Here is a 17,224-nt window from a genome sequence, read left to right as displayed (position 1 = left end):
AATTTAATTAGTATCAGTTTATTCTAGGAATTTATTAAAATGAGTAACATCATCAAGGCTCTTGAAGAAGAGCAAATGAAATCAGGCCTACCTAAATTTGCACCAGGTGACACTGTTGTAGTTCAAGTTAAGGTAAAAGAAGGTGAACGTGAGCGTCTACAGGCTTTTGAAGGCGTTGTAATCGCAATCCGTAACCGTGGCCTACACTCTGCTTTCACTGTACGTAAGATCTCTAACGGTGAAGGTGTTGAGCGTACGTTCCAAACACACTCTCCTATCGTTGATAGCATTGAAGTTAAACGCCGCGGTGCAGTACGTCGTGCCAAACTGTACTACCTACGTGAGCGTTCTGGTAAGTCAGCTCGTATCAAAGAGAAACTTGCTAAGAAGTAATGCTATAACTAGCGTTCTCATATTAAGCGGAGGCCATTGGTCTCCGCTTTTTTTGTGCGCTTCGCTTAGAGAAGCGAGATTCGAGAGCGGACTTCGTCCTTCGGGACTTTAGAATGGGCTACGCCCTATGGAACGCTTCGCTTTTGGAAAGCGGGATCGGGCTCCGCCCTGCTAGAAGTGGATATGGGTTGTTGACAGAACTTATCTTTAAAAAGAGACAGTCATCTAGCTCTCACGCTCTCCAAAAGCAAAAAAGCCGATGTTATTACATCAGCTTTTTGTTCTCGAATCCCGAAGCGTAGCGCTCTCGTTTCTCGAATCTATCAATACTGATCTTCCGACCAACCATCACTGTCCGACATATCTGGCGCACCTGCAATGCTGTTTTCCTCGTCTGCCCATTCGCCAAAATCGATCATTTGGCATTTCTTGCTACAGAAAGGACGAAAAGGGCTCTCTTCACCCCAAATAACTTCCGTGCCACATTGTGGGCAGGCAACTTTAGTAATTTTGCTCATAAAAACAGTCAATAGTTGGATTGATTAAACGCAGTATAGCGGTTCGTTGTCTGCTTAGCAGCAAACAGCCAGTTTGAATTCCACATCACCGGTATAAGCTTGACCATTCTGGAACTCAATAAATTTAATGGCAAAACGGTTTTTGTGCCCTGAAATCATTGGGTACACACTGTAATGCATTGGAATATTGAGGCGTAGAATATTGGCTTCTTCGGCATCACTTTGGAAAAATGCATTGTGGGCAACACGAGTTTGAAAATGTCCAGTCTCGCGAGTGAGTCGCAGCCAGAGCTTAAGTGCGTTGGATAAAGAGCTTAGTGACTCCAACCAGTTGCGAGCATCTTGCTGTTTGTGCTCACATGGTAGGTGCAACCAGTGGTGTAGCGCTGGAAGGTCGAAACAACAGGAGCCGCCAGGCAGATTAAAGCGTTGGCGTATCGCACTTAAAAAGCGATCCTCTTTGAGGCTTTGTCCAAAGCGTTCGGCACTCATTAATTCACTATGGGCTTGATCAACTTCTTGCAAAATGCTTCTCAGCATATCCTGATCCACACCGTCAACATTGAGCCAAGTGCGATAAGTCAGGCGTTGTTTTTCGATATCTTTTGCCAACTCACTTTTTAGTTGGATTTGCTCAAAGATTTCAAGCAAGTCAAATAGACCACGGAAGAAGTTTAAATGTTGTAAATCATCACTAAATCTCGATGACACATCCAACTGATGTAGCAAAGCCTCTACACGTAGATAGATTCTGGTTTTCTCATTCAGCGGATGTTCGAAATATTGCGTGGTCATTAAGCGTCGCCCTGAAATTTTGTAGCTTTATTCTCACAGATTTGCCCTGCACATTTCTAGGTACTTTTTGTGTAATTCTGTGATTTGGGGCAAAAGTTGTTGGTTTTGTGAATGGTTTTTAATCACATCGTTAGCAATGGCAAGGCGTTGTTCACGACTGGCTTGAGATTGCAGGATTGATTCAGCTTGTTGACGTGAGACGCCATCACGGTTCATGGTACGTTGAATCTGTATTTCCTCTTCAACATCGACGACCAAAACGAGGTCTGCGAGTTGCTGAAGATCATTTTCAACCATCAAGGGTATCACAAGTAGAGCATATTCCGAGGTGACATGCTGTAATTGTTGTTGCATATTGCGACGAATCATCGGATGCAGCAGGGCATCGATCCATTGCTTTTCACTTGGATGGGCAAAAATAATGGTGCGTAGTGCTGGGCGGTTCAATGTGCCATCACTATGCAAAACTTCTTGTCCGTAACGTGCAACAATCGCTTTTAAACCATCACTACCGGGTTCAACCACCTCGCGCGCGACTACGTCGGCATCGACGATATCGATTGAAAATTGATCGCGGAAAATATTGGCGACAGTAGTTTTTCCGCTGGCAATACCACCAGTCAGTCCAACGATTAATGCCATATTACGCTCCTAGTAAAAAACGGTAGTAATGATGAAGGATCTCGCTGCCCCACATTGTGGCAACCCAACCCGCGATAGCAAGATAAGGACCAAACGGAAAAGCCATATCAATCCCTTTCTTTTGCATTCTGAGCTGAATAATGCCAAACACTAATCCAACCAGTGATGAGAGCAAAATAATCATGGGTAAATACTGCCATCCCAACCAAGCGCCAAGCGCGGCTAGTAACTTGAAGTCACCGTAACCCATGCCTTCTTTGCCGGTCAGCAATTTAAACCCCCAATAGACACTCCACAGGCAGAGATAACCCGCGATGGCACCAATTACAGAGTCTTGTAGGCTGACAGGGCTAATCCCAACGAGTGCAAGGCAGATCCCTGCCCACATTAGCGGTAGTGTCAATTGATCGGGCAGTAACATGGTATCGAGATCGATAAAGGTTGCTGCAATTAGCACAAAGGTGAAAAAAAGTAGTGCGATAGCAAAATAGCTAAAACCAAACTCTAATGCGACTAGACCACACATACCTGCAGTTAATAGCTCGATTAAAGGGTAGCGCGCACTGATTTTCGTTTTGCACTGATGACATTTTCCACCCAGCATTAACCAACTGAGCACGGGGATATTATCCAATGCACGTATTGGCGTATGACAGTTTGGGCATGCTGAGCGGGGCACACTTAGGTTAAAACGACTTTGATCGACGGTCAGGTTGGCTTCAGGAAAACTCTCGCTGCACTCTTTACGCCACTCTCGCTCCATCATAATCGGTAAACGGTAAATCACCACATTAAGAAAGCTGCCGACTAGTAAGCCGAAAACCGTTGCTAACAATGGGAACAGCCAAGGGTAGTAAGAAAATATAGCCATAGGAACTCAGTATCCGCAATAAGGGGAGGGAGATTTAAGGCGCTATCTTAGCCCATAACATTCATTAAGTTAAAGATGGGTAAGTAGATTGCTAATACTATGCTCCCTACGATAAGGCTCAACACGACAATAACCAGAGGTTCAATTAGTTGACCTAGCTGTTCGACCAGATCATCTATTTCATTTTCGTGCAAAGAGGCAATGCGATTGAGCATATCATCCAAGCATCCGGATTCCTCGCCGATCATCACCATTTGTAGCGTCATTTCGCAAAAGAGATTGCTGCGTTTCATGGCAAGGTAGAGTGGCATTCCAGACGAGGTGTTTGTGTATAGTTCAGCGAGCGCGACTTGATAGCATGGAGGATACTGATTTTGCTTAGCGGTGTTTAGGCAAGTCAGCAGTGGTAGCCCTGCCGAAACACTGGTCGCCAATGTCCGGCTAAACTGAGCGACAAAGCTCTTGCTCATAACCTGCCTACAACCGGTAAACGGCGAACAACATGGCTAATACAAAGGGCAAATTGGGGTGAGGAGGCACGCAGTACTCGAAGGACTAGGAAGATAAAGATTAGGAGAGTAAAAATCGTGACCGCGTGAGCTTGAATTGCGTTAGATATGGAGAGGACTTGCTGTGTGAACCAAGGCAGTTCCGCCCCAAAACTGGCAAACATACTTTTGAATTGTGGCACTACCATAGTGAGCATCAAATAGATCACTGAGAGGGAGACGATGACAACAAGACAGGGATAAATAGAAGCCTTGATAATTTGCTTTCTGAGTTTAAATGCTTTTTCTTGATGCTTGGCCAGTTGCTGAAATACTTCCGTCAACTTGCCTGATGTTTCACCGCAAGTGATTAGGTCGATATAGCTCGGTGGAAATATAGCATGTGTTCGAAAAGCATCAGCAATGGGGATTCCCATCTCGATATCAGCAGCAATATTGTGCAAGATGGACTTAAAACTCACGTGTCTTTGATTGTCTCGAATGAGTTTAATTGCCTGTAGTAGCGGTATATTCGCTGTTAGCATCGTCGCCAACTGGCGGGTAAATATAGGCAACTCATACGGTTTGATTCGTTGGTTATAGCGTTGTAACGGCGAAACTTTCTCAACGCGTAAATGAGTGACTCGAATATTCTGTTGTGTGAGTTTAACTCTCACATGTGATGAGGTAGCCGCGTATTCATGACCTTGGCAACGTTTGCCATTTCGACTAATGCCACGCCAACGGAAGACTTTGAGTTCGCTGCTCTGCCTTTGCGCCATACTATTCCCCAAATAGTAAAACACGCTCAAGTTCAGCCAAGCTCGTCTCGCCTTGAAGTAGCTTCTCGGTCGCACAGGATTTTATAGTTTGCATCCCCTGTGCTACTGCCTGCTGTTGCAGTTCCGAAGCATTAGATTGAGCGAGAATTTTGCGTTTGATTTCTTGATTGATTGGTAGGATTTCAAATAGACCAATTCGGCCTAAGTAGCCTTGATTACAATGTTCACAGCCTGAGTGGTTGGCACAATATACGGCTTGAGGATGCGAGACTGAGAGATAACTGGCTTGCTCTAAAGTGAGCTCGGCGTTCTGTTTGCATAACGGACACAAACGGCGAACCAAGCGTTGCGCTATCACTAAGCTCAATGAAGCCGCGAGATTGTATGGTTGAATCCCCATGTTATTCAGTCGAACTAGCGTTTCAGCCGCAGAGTTAGTGTGTAGTGTCGAAAGTACTAAGTGACCCGTTTGTGCTGCTTTGACGGCAATTTCAGCGGTTTCAAAATCACGTATTTCTCCGACCATTATCACGTCTGGGTCTTGGCGTAAAAATGTGCGTAGCGCCGTGGAGAAATCAAAGCCAATTTGGGGTTGGACTTGCACTTGGTTTATGCCAAATAGATTCATTTCGATTGGATCTTCGGCGGTCGCAATATTACGTTGAGGGGTGTTAAGTGTAGCGAGACCTGCATAAAGAGTGACTGTTTTACCACTGCCAGTCGGTCCGGTGATCATGATGAGTCCTTGCGGGCGCTTCAACGTTTGAACGTAAGTCTGTTGTTGTTCTTGAGTAAATCCAAGTTTGTCGATGTTGAGTACGCTTGGTGTATTGTTCAGTAAACGCAGCACCACCTTTTCGCCCCATAATGTTGGCAGAGTGGATATACGCATATCTGCCGACAAGGCGTCGTTGAGTTTTAGCTTGGTGCGTCCATCTTGTGGCAAGCGCCTTTCCGCGATGTTTAATTGAGCGAGGATTTTTACTCGTGTTGTTAATCTTCGCCCTAACGAAACTGGAGGGTGGTGTGCTTCAAGTAGGAGGCCATCGCAACGAAAACGAATTCGAAAATGTTCTTCGTATGGTTCGAAATGAATATCGGAAGCCCCTTTACGGATTGCATCGAGTAGGACCTGATGGATATAGCGGCTGATAGGAGCATCATCTTGGGTTAACTCGTCGAGAGAGTTTTGCTCTTGTTGAGAAAGATCGACCATTTGCTCGAGTTCAGTCGTATCAATCTCCTTATGGTATGTATTGATATGGGGATTATTGCGGCCATATAAATTATTGATTGCTTTCTTAATTGCACGAATATCCGCAATAACCAAAACAACTTGAAGGTGGGTGGCAAAGCCAAACTCTTGCTCCAAGCCGGTTTGGCTTGGGTCAAAAATGGCAAGAGTGAGCTGTTGAGTATTTCTCTTTATCGGAACAGCTTGGTAACGGGTAATCAGCTCTCTTAATCCCAAAGTGCGACATAAGGATTGATAGTCAAAGTGTTCGATCTCAACCACTTCAAGGTTAAAGAGTTGAGCCATGGCGATACTAAGTTGCTGATGGCTTAATGTGCCAGAGTTTACCAATGTCTCGCACAGAGATGTGTGTTGTTCAATCGGCAAGGATGCAAGTTGGGTTGAGGTAAGGTAGCGCTCTCTCAGTAGCATCTCAAGCAAGGGCATTATTGATATTGACCGCAGTTACTTTGGTCGTCAGCAATGTTCCAAGTCATGATCCCACCGGTGTCGACATCGGGGCTATAGGCAAAAGTATTGTCGGTTGATGAGTCATTATCGCAGTCGACTTGTGGATTAAGGGTAATCTTTCCATCGGTGATACCGGTAATTTTGGAAGCCGCACTCGGTACACCGTCATTCCCTGCGTCACAAGATGACAAGGCGCCATTTTCTTGGTAGCAAAGGGCGACAGCGGTCTTATACGAACTCGCTTCGGCGATTGCTGCAACGACATTAGATCTAATTGTGTAGTTGTTGTACATCGGCATGCCAATAGTGGCGAGCACGGCGATGATTGCCACAACGATCATCAACTCAATCAGAGTAAAGCCTTGCATTTGCTTTATAGAGTGGGTGCGCATAACAATTTCCATTGGTTGGTCTGTGAGGAAATTTCAGCATAGGCGTCCTATCGCTTGGGATGTATCAGTCACCAACGGAGTTCCGAGCAGTAAGGCATGATTGGCAACTTCTGTTGCAGATTAAATAGCTAGAAGGTTTGATTTTGCTCGTCAAATGTCACTCATTGTTAAACCAAGCAAAGAAAAAGCCGCGCAATAGGCGCGGCTTATATTCGTATGCTGACGAAAGGTTAAAGCAGCTTTTTCAAACGGTACAACTCTTCCAGTGCTTGGCGAGGAGTTAAGTCGTCTGGGTTGATGTTTGCTAGCGCCTCTTCCACTTCACTTGGTTCAGGAATTAAACTGAGTTGGTTGGCAATATCGACAGCGCTGCTGCGCGGTGCATTGGCTTCAGTTACGTGGCTTAACTGCTCTAACTGAGTCAGCTTCGCACGGGCTTGTTTAATCACGGTTTTCGGCACACCAGCAAGTCCTGCAACGGCAAGACCATAGGATTTGCTGGCAGCACCTTCTTGCACCGCATGCATAAAGGCAATGCTTTCACCATGTTCAACAGCATCTAAATGTACGTTGGCCAAGTGGGCAATTTGGTTTGGTAGCTCGGTGAGTTCAAAGTAGTGGGTGGCAAAAAGGGTGAGTGCCCCAATTTGCTTTGCCAGCCATTCGGCGCTTGCCCATGCGAGTGACAGACCGTCGTATGTACTGGTTCCTCGACCAATTTCGTCCATCAATACCAAGCTGCGTTCAGTGGCGTTGTGCAGAATATTGGCTGTTTCTGTCATTTCGACCATAAAGGTTGAACGACCAGAAGCTAAGTCATCTGATGCACCAATACGAGTAAAAATGCGATCGATTGAGCCTATGTGTGCTGATTCTGCGGGCACGTAAGAGCCGATATGCGCTAACAGTGCGATCAAGGCAGTCTGGCGCATGTAGGTTGATTTACCCCCCATGTTTGGACCTGTGATGATCAGCATTTTGCGTTGAGTGTTAAGTTCTATTGGGTTGGCAATAAAGGGCTCATCCATGACTTGCTCAACGACAGGGTGGCGACCCGCTTGAATCGAAATCCCCGGCTCTTGACTCAAGGTTGGACGACAGTAGTCTAGGCTATCAGCGCGTTCGGCTAGGTTTTGCAGTACGTCTAATTGTGAAACTGCAGAGGCTAAGTTCTGCATTTGCTCTAGATGTGGAAGGAGAAGATCAAATAGCTCTTCCCACAGTTTTTTCTCCACAGAAAGGGCTTTTGATTTTGAGTTGAGAACTTTATCTTCGTGCTCTTTCAGCTCAGGAATAATGTAGCGTTCGGCATTTTTTAGTGTTTGACGGCGCACATAGTGAGCGGGTACTAGATGGCTCTGCCCACGGCTGACTTGAATAAAGAAGCCATGGACTGCGTTATAGCCCACTTTAAGCGTGTCAATATCATGGCGCTCGCGTTCTTCTCGCTCCAGTTGCTCTAAGTACTCAGTGGCACCATCGGCAAGATTACGCCACTCATCTAACTCAGCGTTATAGCCCTCTGCGATCACACCACCATCACGGATAACTACAGGTGGATTCTCTTTAATGGCGCGTTCAAGCAGATCGCAAACAGAATCCATCGGGGCGGCAAATTGCGCTAACTTAGCAAGATACGGGTGATTAAGATCAGCCAGTACCGCAGCCAAGTCCGGCAACTGTTGCATCGCATGTCGCAAACGTGCCAAATCACGAGGACGAGCTGAGCGCAGTGCTAAACGAGCCAGAATACGCTCGATATCACCAATTTGCTTCAATACGGGTTGCAAGTCGCAGAAAACGCTTTGCTCTTTAATATCGGTAATCGCATCTAGGCGTTGGTTTAGGGTGTCGATACAGCGCATTGGTTGATGCAACCAACGTTTGAGCATTCGGCTACCCATAGGCGTCGCCGTTTTATCTAAGACGTCCGCTAGGGTGTTATCTAAGCCGCCAGCAAGGTTTTGGGTGATTTCTAAATTGCGGCGCGTTGCGGCATCCAAAATCACCGAGTGATCTTGGCGATCAAACGTCAATGAGCGAATATGCGGCAGTGCTGTGCGTTGAGTATCTTTTACGTATTGAATTAAGCAACCCGCAGCGCAAAGCCCTAACTTGGCATGCTCTACACCAAAACCGATTAGATCACGGGTGCCAAATTGCTGATTAAGTTGCTGCTTGGCGGTGTCGATTTCAAACTCCCATACTGGGCGACGACGATTGCCACTGCGCGAGGACATCAATTGCACAGGTTCAAAATCTTCAGGGAACAGTAACTCACGTGGTGAGGTGCGTTGTAGTTCGGCTGCCATTGCTTCTTCGCTCTCAGGCTCGGTGAGCTGGAAACGACCAGAGGTAATATCTAATGTGGCATAGCCAAATTTACCATTATGGTGATAGATAGCCGCAATCAGGTTGTCAACGCGCTCAGACAGCAGCGCTTCATCGGTCACAGTTCCCGGAGTTACAATACGCACTACTTTGCGTTCAACGGGGCCTTTGCTGGTGGCTGGATCACCAATTTGCTCACAGATCGCGACGGATTCACCGAGTTGAACCAGTTTCGCTAAGTAGCCCTCTACGGCGTGGTAAGGTACGCCTGCCATTGGGATCGGCTCGCCGGCTGATGAGCCACGCTTGGTTAATGAGATATCGAGCAGTTGTGAAGCGCGTTTTGCGTCGTCATAAAAAAGCTCGTAGAAGTCGCCCATACGATAAAACAGCAGAATGTCAGGATTCTCAGCTTTTAACTTAAGATATTGCTGCATCATAGGTGTATGTGTATTGGTTTTATTTTTTGTCGTCATGGTTTTCTTACCTATGAATAGTAAATTTCATATGTTTAAACGGATGTAACGGCATCTTGACCTGGTTTTATCGAAGTGACGTCATGGCTCTGTTTCGCGAGAGCATAAAAATGTGACAGCGAAGGATATCAAATCCCCCCGATTTAGAGAAATGGGAAAGGGCGCATATTCAGTGATAAATCAGATAGGAATCGAAAATTGATGTCGATTCTGTCTCACCAAATCAAACTCATGCAGAGCATTGAACTTATATGGAACCGCTGTATATAGTAGAGCGATATCGAGCTAAGCTAAGGGGAAGACATGACCACACATATCACAAGTAGCACGCGCCTTGGTAAATTATTGTTAGCGCATCAACACGTTTTGACGACCGCTGAATCCTGCACTGGCGGAGGTGTCGCGACTGCGGTAACGGATATTGCAGGTAGTTCAGCTTGGTTCGACCGTGCTTTTGTTACCTATAGTAATGAAGCGAAAATAGAGATGCTCGGGGTTAAGGAAAGCACTTTGGATACATGGGGAGCGGTGAGTGAACCCATCGTTGAAGAAATGGTGCTGGGGGCATTACAACATTCAAACGCGACAATGGCGGTGTCGATCAGCGGTATCGCTGGCCCTGCGGGTGGGAGTGTTGAGAAGCCCGTTGGAACAGTTTGTTTTGGTTTTGCAGACAGTGCTGGCTGGTTAATGGTTTCAACCCAACATTTTTCCGGCGACCGAAGCGAAGTACGTACACAAGCCGTAGAGTATGCACTGACAATACTGTGTGACTATTTGGGTGAGAGATCATAGTTTTGTTGCTTTGGGTTTAAAATGCGCGTGAGATCAGTACTCTAGCCCGTCGAACGAAAAAAAATCCATACAGCTATGGACACTGTATGAATCAACAGTATAATGACACTCATAAATTGTTCGGCAGATGCTGAACGACACCAATCAGATTTTATATTCATCAGCGATGATGGGTAGTTTGGAGAAAGTGATGGACGAGAATAAACAGAAAGCCCTCGCCGCTGCGCTAGGTCAAATTGAAAAGCAATTCGGTAAAGGCTCTATTATGCGCCTTGGTGATAACCGTACAATGGATGTAGAAACCATTTCGACGGGATCACTTTCTCTAGATATCGCACTAGGTGCTGGTGGTTTACCTATGGGTCGTATCGTAGAAATTTACGGTCCAGAATCTTCGGGTAAAACAACGTTGACTCTTGAGTTGATTGCCGCAGCTCAACGTGAAGGTAAAACTTGTGCTTTTATTGATGCTGAGCACGCACTTGATCCTATTTACGCTAAGAAGCTAGGTGTTGATATTGACGCACTATTGGTTTCTCAACCAGATACTGGTGAGCAGGCACTAGAAATTTGTGATGCCCTTGCTCGCTCAGGCGCAATTGATGTTCTCGTGGTTGACTCGGTAGCGGCACTAACACCAAAAGCTGAAATTGAAGGTGAGATGGGCGATAGCCACATGGGCTTACAAGCGCGTATGCTATCTCAAGCAATGCGTAAGCTAACTGGTAACCTTAAACAGTCTAACTGTATGTGTATCTTCATCAACCAAATCCGTATGAAGATTGGTGTGATGTTTGGTAACCCAGAGACGACAACTGGCGGTAATGCTCTGAAATTTTACGCATCTGTTCGTCTTGATATTCGCCGCACAGGTTCTATCAAAGAAGGCGATGAAGTTGTAGGTAACGAAACTCGTATTAAAGTGGTGAAGAACAAGATTGCTGCACCATTTAAGCAAGCTGAAACTCAAATTCTTTATGGCCAAGGCTTTAACCGTGAGGGCGAACTGATCGACCTAGGTGTGAAGCACAAGCTAGTAGAAAAAGCAGGTGCTTGGTACAGCTACAATGGCGATAAGATTGGCCAAGGTAAAGCGAACGCGTGTAAGTACCTAAAAGAGAACCCAGAAGCGGCGCATACTATCGATAGCAAACTGCGTGAGATGCTATTGACTCCAGCTCAGCCTGAAGAGCCTGAAATCGGCGAGATGCCGCAAGAAGAAGAGTTCTAATCTTACTTCCCTCTATATATAGACAATAAAGCCTCGTGAATGCGGGGCTTTGTTTTATCTGCCATGCTGAAACTAAGTCGCTTGCTCGCGAAGGCTAGTTCGTTTGCTCCGTATACGTCGTTAACGCTTTTTGCTTAAGCGTGACTAAATCTGCGGTTAGCTGCCATATCTACCACAAAGTCATTTACCCCGAACCCCACACCTTGAGGTGACCTGAGTAAAATAGTGCCCCTCATTCACTCCTATGACTTTCCTGCAGGTGAGTACGGTGTGACTGACTACGACAAAGCCGCCTTTTCACAATCAAAAAAGCGTTAAGTTCCTCGCCTGTAGAGTGGCAATGGCAGTAACGTGCTGTGAAGACAGAAAGTTAATCTGTTTAAGGGAGCTGCCAAACCCATTCCATAGTGTTCTCATGCTGCCCGGTTAGTTTGATTGGCTTTAAACGACAGCGCCTCTCTGGAGTTTAGCGTTCACAAGCTAGCTGATTACTGCGCGATATGCGCTTTTGGGGCTTGGTGATGGGAAATGAACAGAAATTTTCGCGGCTTCTTGGCGGATATCGGGACTGATAACTTGATATTTGCCTTACGAAGCAGGTTCATGGGCTTTGCAAAATAATCAAATAGAAGTAAAACCAAATAAAATGTGATCTTGAGCACTTAATGTCGCCTCAGGAAAATAAAATATCTGTGTATTTGTCTCTATATTTTCGCTTGTCTAATAATTAAGGCGATATATTTTAATTAAATTAAGCCTTGCTTAAATATTGATCGAGATAAATTAACGGTTGCTAATATTAACTGTGGTAATTCGGTGGTTTTTTTTAATTATTTTTGTTTGGATAATAAATAAAAAGATCATTATTTTTAACATAAGGCGAGCTTGTTTTTCATGTAAAATTCGTCGTAATTTATAAATGAGATCGAGGTCAACCTAAAGGTAGGGGTGTTTTGATCTGCCAGATGAAAAACAAGAGATATTTTTGGCTTTTTTCACTCATTTTTGCGGCACGAAAGATTAAATTCACTCGGTCTTATTGTTAGAAATGTGTAAAAAGAGACGCTATTTGACGCAATTTGCCAGTAGATAGTAGGGGTGTAAAAAAAACAGTACATTAAAATGTACGCATTAAAGTGTTAACTGACTCTCATTATGGTGACTGTCTAACAAATTGAAAGGGGTTGTACAATACCGATCAATCAAACAAATGGAAAAAACAACGTCTGTAATATCTTATTTTCGCAATAAAGTTGGCGTTTATTTTTCTATACGAAACTTCGAAATTATACCGCTGGGTGAGCTATTCCCTTAATCCGAAAAAAATACTTTAATGGCTTCGAAGTTTGGGGGACACACCCAATAAATAAAGAATATGACCATTAAATAAATTGGAGTAAGAAAATGGATAAACGTTATCCTGCTGAACCGTTTCGTATTAAAACTATCGAAAACGTATCAATGATTGGTCGCGAAGAGCGTGCTGAAAAAATGAAAGAAGCTGGTTACAACACGTTTCTTCTAAACAGTGCTGATGTTTACATCGACCTACTAACTGACTCAGGCACATCTGCAATGTCTGACAAGCAGTGGGCTGCTCTAATGACTGGTGACGAAGCATACGCTGGTTCTAAAGATTTCTACAAACTAGAAGAAGCTGTTCAACGTCTATACGGTTTCCCATACCTAATTCCTACTCACCAAGGTCGCGGTGCAGAGAACATCCTTTCTCAAATCGCAATTCCTAAAGACAAAGGTCAACAATGGGTTCTTGGTAACATGTACTTCACAACTACACGTTTCCACCAAGAGCACAACGGTGCTAAATTCATCGACATCATCCGTGATGAAGCACACGATGCAGCACTAGATGTACCATTTAAAGGCAACATCGACCTAGACAAACTACAATCTGCTATCGCTGAGAAAGGCGCAGAAAACATTGCTTACGTATGTCTAGCAATCACTGTAAACCTAGCAGGTGGTCAGCCAGTATCTATGGCTAACATGCGTGCAGTAAGCGAAATCTGTAAAGCTAACGGCATCAAAGTATTCTACGATGCAACTCGTTGTGCAGAAAACGCATACTACATCAAAGAGCAAGAAGAAGGTTACGCAGACAAGTCTATCAAAGAGATCGTTCTTGAGCAGTTCTCTTACGCAGACGGCGCAACAATGTCTTCTAAGAAAGACGGTCTTGCAAACATCGGTGGTTTCCTAGCGCTACGCGACGAGCACCTATTCGAAGAATCTAAAGAACTAGTAGTAGTATACGAAGGTATGCCTTCATACGGCGGTCTAGCTGGTCGTGACATGGCAGCTCTAGCTGTTGGTCTAGAAGAAGCTCTAGAGTTCCCTTACCTTGACCACCGTATCAAGCAAATCCGTTACCTAGGTGACAAGCTACGTGAAGCTGGCGTTCCAATGATTGAACCTGTTGGTGGCCACGCAGTATTCGTTGACGCACGTCGCTTCCTACCACACCTAACTCAAGATCAGTGTCCAGCGCAAACTCTAGCTGCGTCTGTATACATCGAGACAGGTGTACGTACAATGGAACGTGGTATCGTATCTGCAGGACGTAACCGTGAGACTGGTGATCACCACCGTCCAGCTCTAGAAACTATCCGTCTAACTATTCCACGTCGTGTTTACACTTACGCACACATGGATGCAGTAGCTGAAGGTATCATCGAGCTATACAAAAAACGTGACACTATCAAAGGTCTAAACTTTGTATACGAGCCTAAGCAACTACGTTTCTTCACTTCTCGTTTCGAGTACATTGAAGGTTAATAGTTAGCTATTCGCTGAGTTACTAAGCCCCCTCTTGTAGGGGGCTTTCTTCGTTTCAGCTATGAGCAAATTAACCACGCGCGCAATGACAAATCATGATTAAAAGTCATTCAAAGCAAGACTAATCGGTTGTTTTGACTGGTATACATGTGCTTTTGCAGCTTTGGGGAGGGAAAAGCGGCTAAAGTGGATTTAATAGAGATCTCGCCCCCCTTATCAAAACCGCCATTCAGACGTGCGAAACCATGCATCTTGAGGTGACTTGGGTATAGCATCTAGTACTCGCTTATGTGTACAATACAGCAAAATTCTATCTCGACTATTTTCAGGAAGAGCTGCATGTACATGAGCACAGATGAGGTTCGCAACGCGTTCCTCAAGTTCTTTGAAAGCAAAGGACACCAAATCGTAGAAAGTTCATCGTTAGTACCGCATAACGACCCAACCCTGCTTTTCACTAACGCAGGTATGAACCAATTTAAAGATTGTTTCTTAGGTTTAGAAAAACGCGCCTACACTCGAGCGACTACGGCCCAACGCTGTGTACGTGCAGGTGGTAAACACAACGATTTAGAAAACGTTGGCTTTACTGCTCGCCACCACACATTCTTTGAAATGCTAGGCAACTTTAGCTTTGGCGATTACTTCAAAGAAGACGCGATTGCGTACGCGTGGGAATTCCTTACAGACACACTAAAACTGCCGAAAGATCGTCTTCTTGTGACCGTTTACGAGACTGATGATGAAGCATTCGATATCTGGAATAAAAAGATTGGTATTCCAGCGGATCGCATCGTACGTATCGGTGACAAAGAAGGTGGTAAAGCATACGAGTCAGATAACTTCTGGCAAATGGGTGATACAGGTCCTTGTGGTCCATGTACTGAAATCTTCTACGATCACGGTGAACATATTTGGGGCGGTCGTCCAGGCTCTCCTGAAGAAGACGGTGACCGTTTTATCGAGATTTGGAACAACGTATTTATGCAGTTCAACCGTCACGCAGACGGCACCATGGAACCTCTTCCAAAGCCATCTGTTGATACGGGCATGGGTATTGAGCGTATTTCTGCAATCATGCAAGGCGTTCACTCAAACTACGAGATTGATGTATTCCAAACGCTGATTAAAGCAGCGGCTGAAGTAACAGGTTGTGAAGACCTATCAAACCAGTCTCTACGTGTAATTGCTGACCACATTCGTTCATGTTCATTCCTCATCGTTGATGGTGTTATGCCTTCAAACGAAGGGCGTGGTTACGTTCTACGTCGTATCATCCGTCGTGCAGTTCGTCACGGTAACAAAGTGGGGGCTCAAGGCGCATTCTTCCACAAGTTGGTTGGCGTATTGGCAGAGATCATGGGTACAGCTGGCGAAGAACTAAAACGTCAACAAGCGGTTGTTGAAAAAGTTCTACGTATCGAAGAGGAGAACTTCGGACGTACTCTTGAACGTGGCATGACAATTCTAAACGAAGCTTTAGATAACCTAGACGGCAAAGTGCTAGACGGCGAAACCGTATTTAAACTTTACGACACTTACGGCTTCCCAGCTGACTTAACTAACGACGTAGCTCGTGAGCGTGACTTCGCGATCGACGAAGAAGGTTTTGAGAAAGCAATGGAAGAGCAACGTCAACGTGCTCGCGAAGCCGGTCAATTCGGTACGGACTACAACGCAGCAATCAAAACTGACGCACAAACTGAGTTCTGCGGCTACTCAGCGACAGAAGGTTCAAGTGCAGTCGCAGCAATGTTTGTTGAAGGTAACGAAGTTGAGTCACTATCTGCTGGTGATAAGGCGATACTTATCCTTGAAGAAACCCCATTCTACGCAGAATCAGGCGGTCAATGTGGTGACGCTGGCGTGATCAAAACTGAATCAGGCCTATTTAAAGTAGAAGATACACAGAAACTAGGTAATGCAATTGCACACCACGGTGAGTTAACTGAAGGTGTAATTGCGAAAGGCGACAAAGCACAAGCTCTAGTGGATGCAGTACGCCGCGCAGCAATCACATTGAACCACTCTGCAACGCACTTGCTACACGCAGCACTACGTAAAGTATTGGGTGAGCACGTAACGCAGAAAGGCTCTCTAGTGAAAGCTGAAAACCTACGTTTTGACTTCTCTCACCTAGAAGGTGTGACAGCGGCTGAGCTGAAAGAAGTTGAGCGTCTAGTCAACGCGCAAATTCGTCGTAACCACAACATCGAAACCAATATCATGGATATTGAGTCTGCGAAGCAGAAAGGTGCGATGGCGCTATTTGGTGAGAAGTACGATGATGAAGTTCGCGTACTATCTATGGGTGATTTCTCAACTGAGCTATGTGGTGGTATCCACGCGTCTAACACGGGTGACATTGGTCTATTCAAGATCACGTCAGAAGGTGGTATCGCAGCAGGCATCCGTCGTATTGAAGCGGTAACGGGTGAAGCAGCGCTAGACGCAATTGAAGCACAGCAAGATAAGTACGAAGCGAAGCTTTCTGAAGCAGCAAGCAAAGCGAAGGCACTGGAAAAAGAAATCCAACAACTTAAAGATAAGCTAGCGTCTCAAGCGGGTGCGAGCCTAACTAACCAAGTGAAAGAGATTGCTGGTGTTAAAGTACTTGTTGCACAACTTGATGGTGCAGAGAACAAAGCACTGCGTGGTATGGTCGATGAACTGAAGAACCAACTAGGCAGCGGCATCATCATGCTAGGTAATGTTGCAGACGGTAAAGTAGGTCTAATCGCGGGTGTAACTAAAGATCTTACTGGCAAAGTGAAAGCGGGCGAACTTGTTAACATGGTTGCTCAGCAAGTTGGCGGTAAAGGTGGCGGTCGCCCAGACATGGCGCAAGCAGGTGGTACTGATGCTTCAGCACTGCCGGGTGCACTAGAGTCAGTTGAAGCTTGGGTTTCTGAGCGTCTATAAGACTGAAATAAACTGAATCACGCTCAATCATTTATGGTTGAGCGTTCTTTTTTATAAAAATCCGACAATATGTCGGATTTGATTTCT

At 45.3% G+C, this 17,224-nt stretch carries 14 protein-coding genes; 5 read left to right on the top strand and 9 right to left on the bottom strand.

What is annotated here, in order from left to right; translation table 11 throughout:
* Window positions 1–39: 39 nt before the first annotated feature.
* The gene (gene rplS, locus GZK95_RS12870; protein WP_038173824.1) at window positions 40–393 is read left to right on the top strand and encodes a 50S ribosomal protein L19; all 354 of its coding nucleotides are present in this window, start codon (window positions 40–42) and stop codon (window positions 391–393) included.
* Window positions 394–716: 323 nt separating this feature from the next.
* On the opposite strand, the gene yacG is transcribed toward rplS, so the two are convergent.
* The 9 genes from yacG to mutS form a co-directional block, all read right to left on the bottom strand.
* Window positions 717–911: a DNA gyrase inhibitor YacG gene (gene yacG, locus GZK95_RS12865; RefSeq protein ID WP_075706965.1), complete on the bottom strand. Its 195-nt coding sequence runs from the start codon at window positions 909–911 to the stop codon at window positions 717–719.
* Between the two features lie 54 nt (window positions 912–965).
* A complete protein-coding gene (gene zapD / locus GZK95_RS12860; RefSeq protein ID WP_075706963.1) occupies window positions 966–1,706 on the bottom strand; it encodes a cell division protein ZapD in 741 nt (246 codons plus the stop codon).
* Between the two features lie 33 nt (window positions 1,707–1,739).
* Window positions 1,740–2,348 carry a dephospho-CoA kinase gene (gene coaE / locus GZK95_RS12855; RefSeq protein WP_075706961.1) on the bottom strand — a complete coding sequence of 203 codons (609 nt, stop codon included), beginning with the start codon at window positions 2,346–2,348 and terminating at the stop codon, window positions 1,740–1,742.
* Window position 2,349: 1 nt separating this feature from the next.
* A complete protein-coding gene (locus GZK95_RS12850) occupies window positions 2,350–3,219 on the bottom strand; it encodes a prepilin peptidase (RefSeq protein WP_075715363.1) in 870 nt (289 codons plus the stop codon).
* Between the two features lie 47 nt (window positions 3,220–3,266).
* A complete protein-coding gene (locus GZK95_RS12845) occupies window positions 3,267–3,689 on the bottom strand; it encodes a type II secretion system F family protein (RefSeq protein ID WP_083626247.1) in 423 nt (140 codons plus the stop codon).
* Window positions 3,686–4,489 (bottom strand): type II secretion system F family protein, encoded by an 804-nt coding sequence (locus GZK95_RS12840; protein ID WP_083626249.1) that lies wholly within the window; start codon window positions 4,487–4,489, stop codon window positions 3,686–3,688. Before GZK95_RS12840 ends, GZK95_RS12845 begins: the two co-directional genes overlap by 4 nt.
* Window position 4,490: 1 nt before the next feature.
* Complete coding sequence (gene pilB / locus GZK95_RS12835; protein WP_075715364.1) at window positions 4,491–6,170, bottom strand: type IV-A pilus assembly ATPase PilB; 1,680 nt, start codon at window positions 6,168–6,170, stop codon at window positions 4,491–4,493.
* A complete protein-coding gene (locus GZK95_RS12830; protein ID WP_075706953.1) occupies window positions 6,170–6,586 on the bottom strand; it encodes a pilin in 417 nt (138 codons plus the stop codon). Before GZK95_RS12830 ends, pilB begins: the two co-directional genes overlap by 1 nt.
* A gap of 230 nt (window positions 6,587–6,816) precedes the next feature.
* A complete protein-coding gene (gene mutS / locus GZK95_RS12825; RefSeq protein ID WP_075715365.1) occupies window positions 6,817–9,393 on the bottom strand; it encodes a DNA mismatch repair protein MutS in 2,577 nt (858 codons plus the stop codon).
* A 303-nt stretch (window positions 9,394–9,696) separates the two neighbouring features.
* Between mutS and pncC the strand changes: the two genes are divergently transcribed.
* The 4 genes from pncC (at window position 9,697) to alaS (ending at window position 17,137) form a co-directional block, all read left to right on the top strand.
* Window positions 9,697–10,188, top strand: a complete 492-nt coding sequence (pncC, locus tag GZK95_RS12820; RefSeq protein ID WP_075715366.1) for a nicotinamide-nucleotide amidase — start codon at window positions 9,697–9,699, stop codon at window positions 10,186–10,188.
* Between the two features lie 190 nt (window positions 10,189–10,378).
* Window positions 10,379–11,419 carry a recombinase RecA gene (recA, locus tag GZK95_RS12815; protein WP_075707075.1) on the top strand — a complete coding sequence of 347 codons (1,041 nt, stop codon included), beginning with the start codon at window positions 10,379–10,381 and terminating at the stop codon, window positions 11,417–11,419.
* 1,404 nt (window positions 11,420–12,823) lie between these two features.
* A complete protein-coding gene (locus tag GZK95_RS12810) occupies window positions 12,824–14,215 on the top strand; it encodes a tyrosine phenol-lyase (protein WP_075706947.1) in 1,392 nt (463 codons plus the stop codon).
* Window positions 14,216–14,554: 339 nt separating this feature from the next.
* On the top strand, window positions 14,555–17,137 hold the full coding sequence (gene alaS / locus GZK95_RS12805; protein ID WP_075715367.1) for an alanine--tRNA ligase: 2,583 nt from the start codon (window positions 14,555–14,557) through the stop codon (window positions 17,135–17,137).
* Window positions 17,138–17,224: the final 87 nt, after the last annotated feature.

The organism is Vibrio panuliri (assembly GCF_009938205.1).
Lineage (GTDB): Bacteria > Pseudomonadota > Gammaproteobacteria > Enterobacterales > Vibrionaceae > Vibrio > Vibrio panuliri.
The sequence above is the reverse complement of the archived record's forward strand: the minus strand, read 5'-3'. Positions and strand labels throughout refer to the sequence as shown.

Coding starts and splice junctions, on each gene's coding strand:
- rplS (WP_038173824.1), top strand. CDS start 40: ATGAGTAACATCATCAAGGCTCTTGAAGAAGAGCAAATGAAATCAGGC.
- yacG (WP_075706965.1), bottom strand. CDS start 911: ATGAGCAAAATTACTAAAGTTGCCTGCCCACAATGTGGCACGGAAGTT.
- zapD (WP_075706963.1), bottom strand. CDS start 1,706: ATGACCACGCAATATTTCGAACATCCGCTGAATGAGAAAACCAGAATC.
- coaE (WP_075706961.1), bottom strand. CDS start 2,348: ATGGCATTAATCGTTGGACTGACTGGTGGTATTGCCAGCGGAAAAACT.
- GZK95_RS12850 (WP_075715363.1), bottom strand. CDS start 3,219: ATGGCTATATTTTCTTACTACCCTTGGCTGTTCCCATTGTTAGCAACG.
- GZK95_RS12845 (WP_083626247.1), bottom strand. CDS start 3,689: ATGAGCAAGAGCTTTGTCGCTCAGTTTAGCCGGACATTGGCGACCAGT.
- GZK95_RS12840 (WP_083626249.1), bottom strand. CDS start 4,489: ATGGCGCAAAGGCAGAGCAGCGAACTCAAAGTCTTCCGTTGGCGTGGC.
- pilB (WP_075715364.1), bottom strand. CDS start 6,170: ATGCCCTTGCTTGAGATGCTACTGAGAGAGCGCTACCTTACCTCAACC.
- GZK95_RS12830 (WP_075706953.1), bottom strand. CDS start 6,586: ATGCGCACCCACTCTATAAAGCAAATGCAAGGCTTTACTCTGATTGAG.
- mutS (WP_075715365.1), bottom strand. CDS start 9,393: ATGACGACAAAAAATAAAACCAATACACATACACCTATGATGCAGCAA.
- pncC (WP_075715366.1), top strand. CDS start 9,697: ATGACCACACATATCACAAGTAGCACGCGCCTTGGTAAATTATTGTTA.
- recA (WP_075707075.1), top strand. CDS start 10,379: ATGGACGAGAATAAACAGAAAGCCCTCGCCGCTGCGCTAGGTCAAATT.
- GZK95_RS12810 (WP_075706947.1), top strand. CDS start 12,824: ATGGATAAACGTTATCCTGCTGAACCGTTTCGTATTAAAACTATCGAA.
- alaS (WP_075715367.1), top strand. CDS start 14,555: ATGTACATGAGCACAGATGAGGTTCGCAACGCGTTCCTCAAGTTCTTT.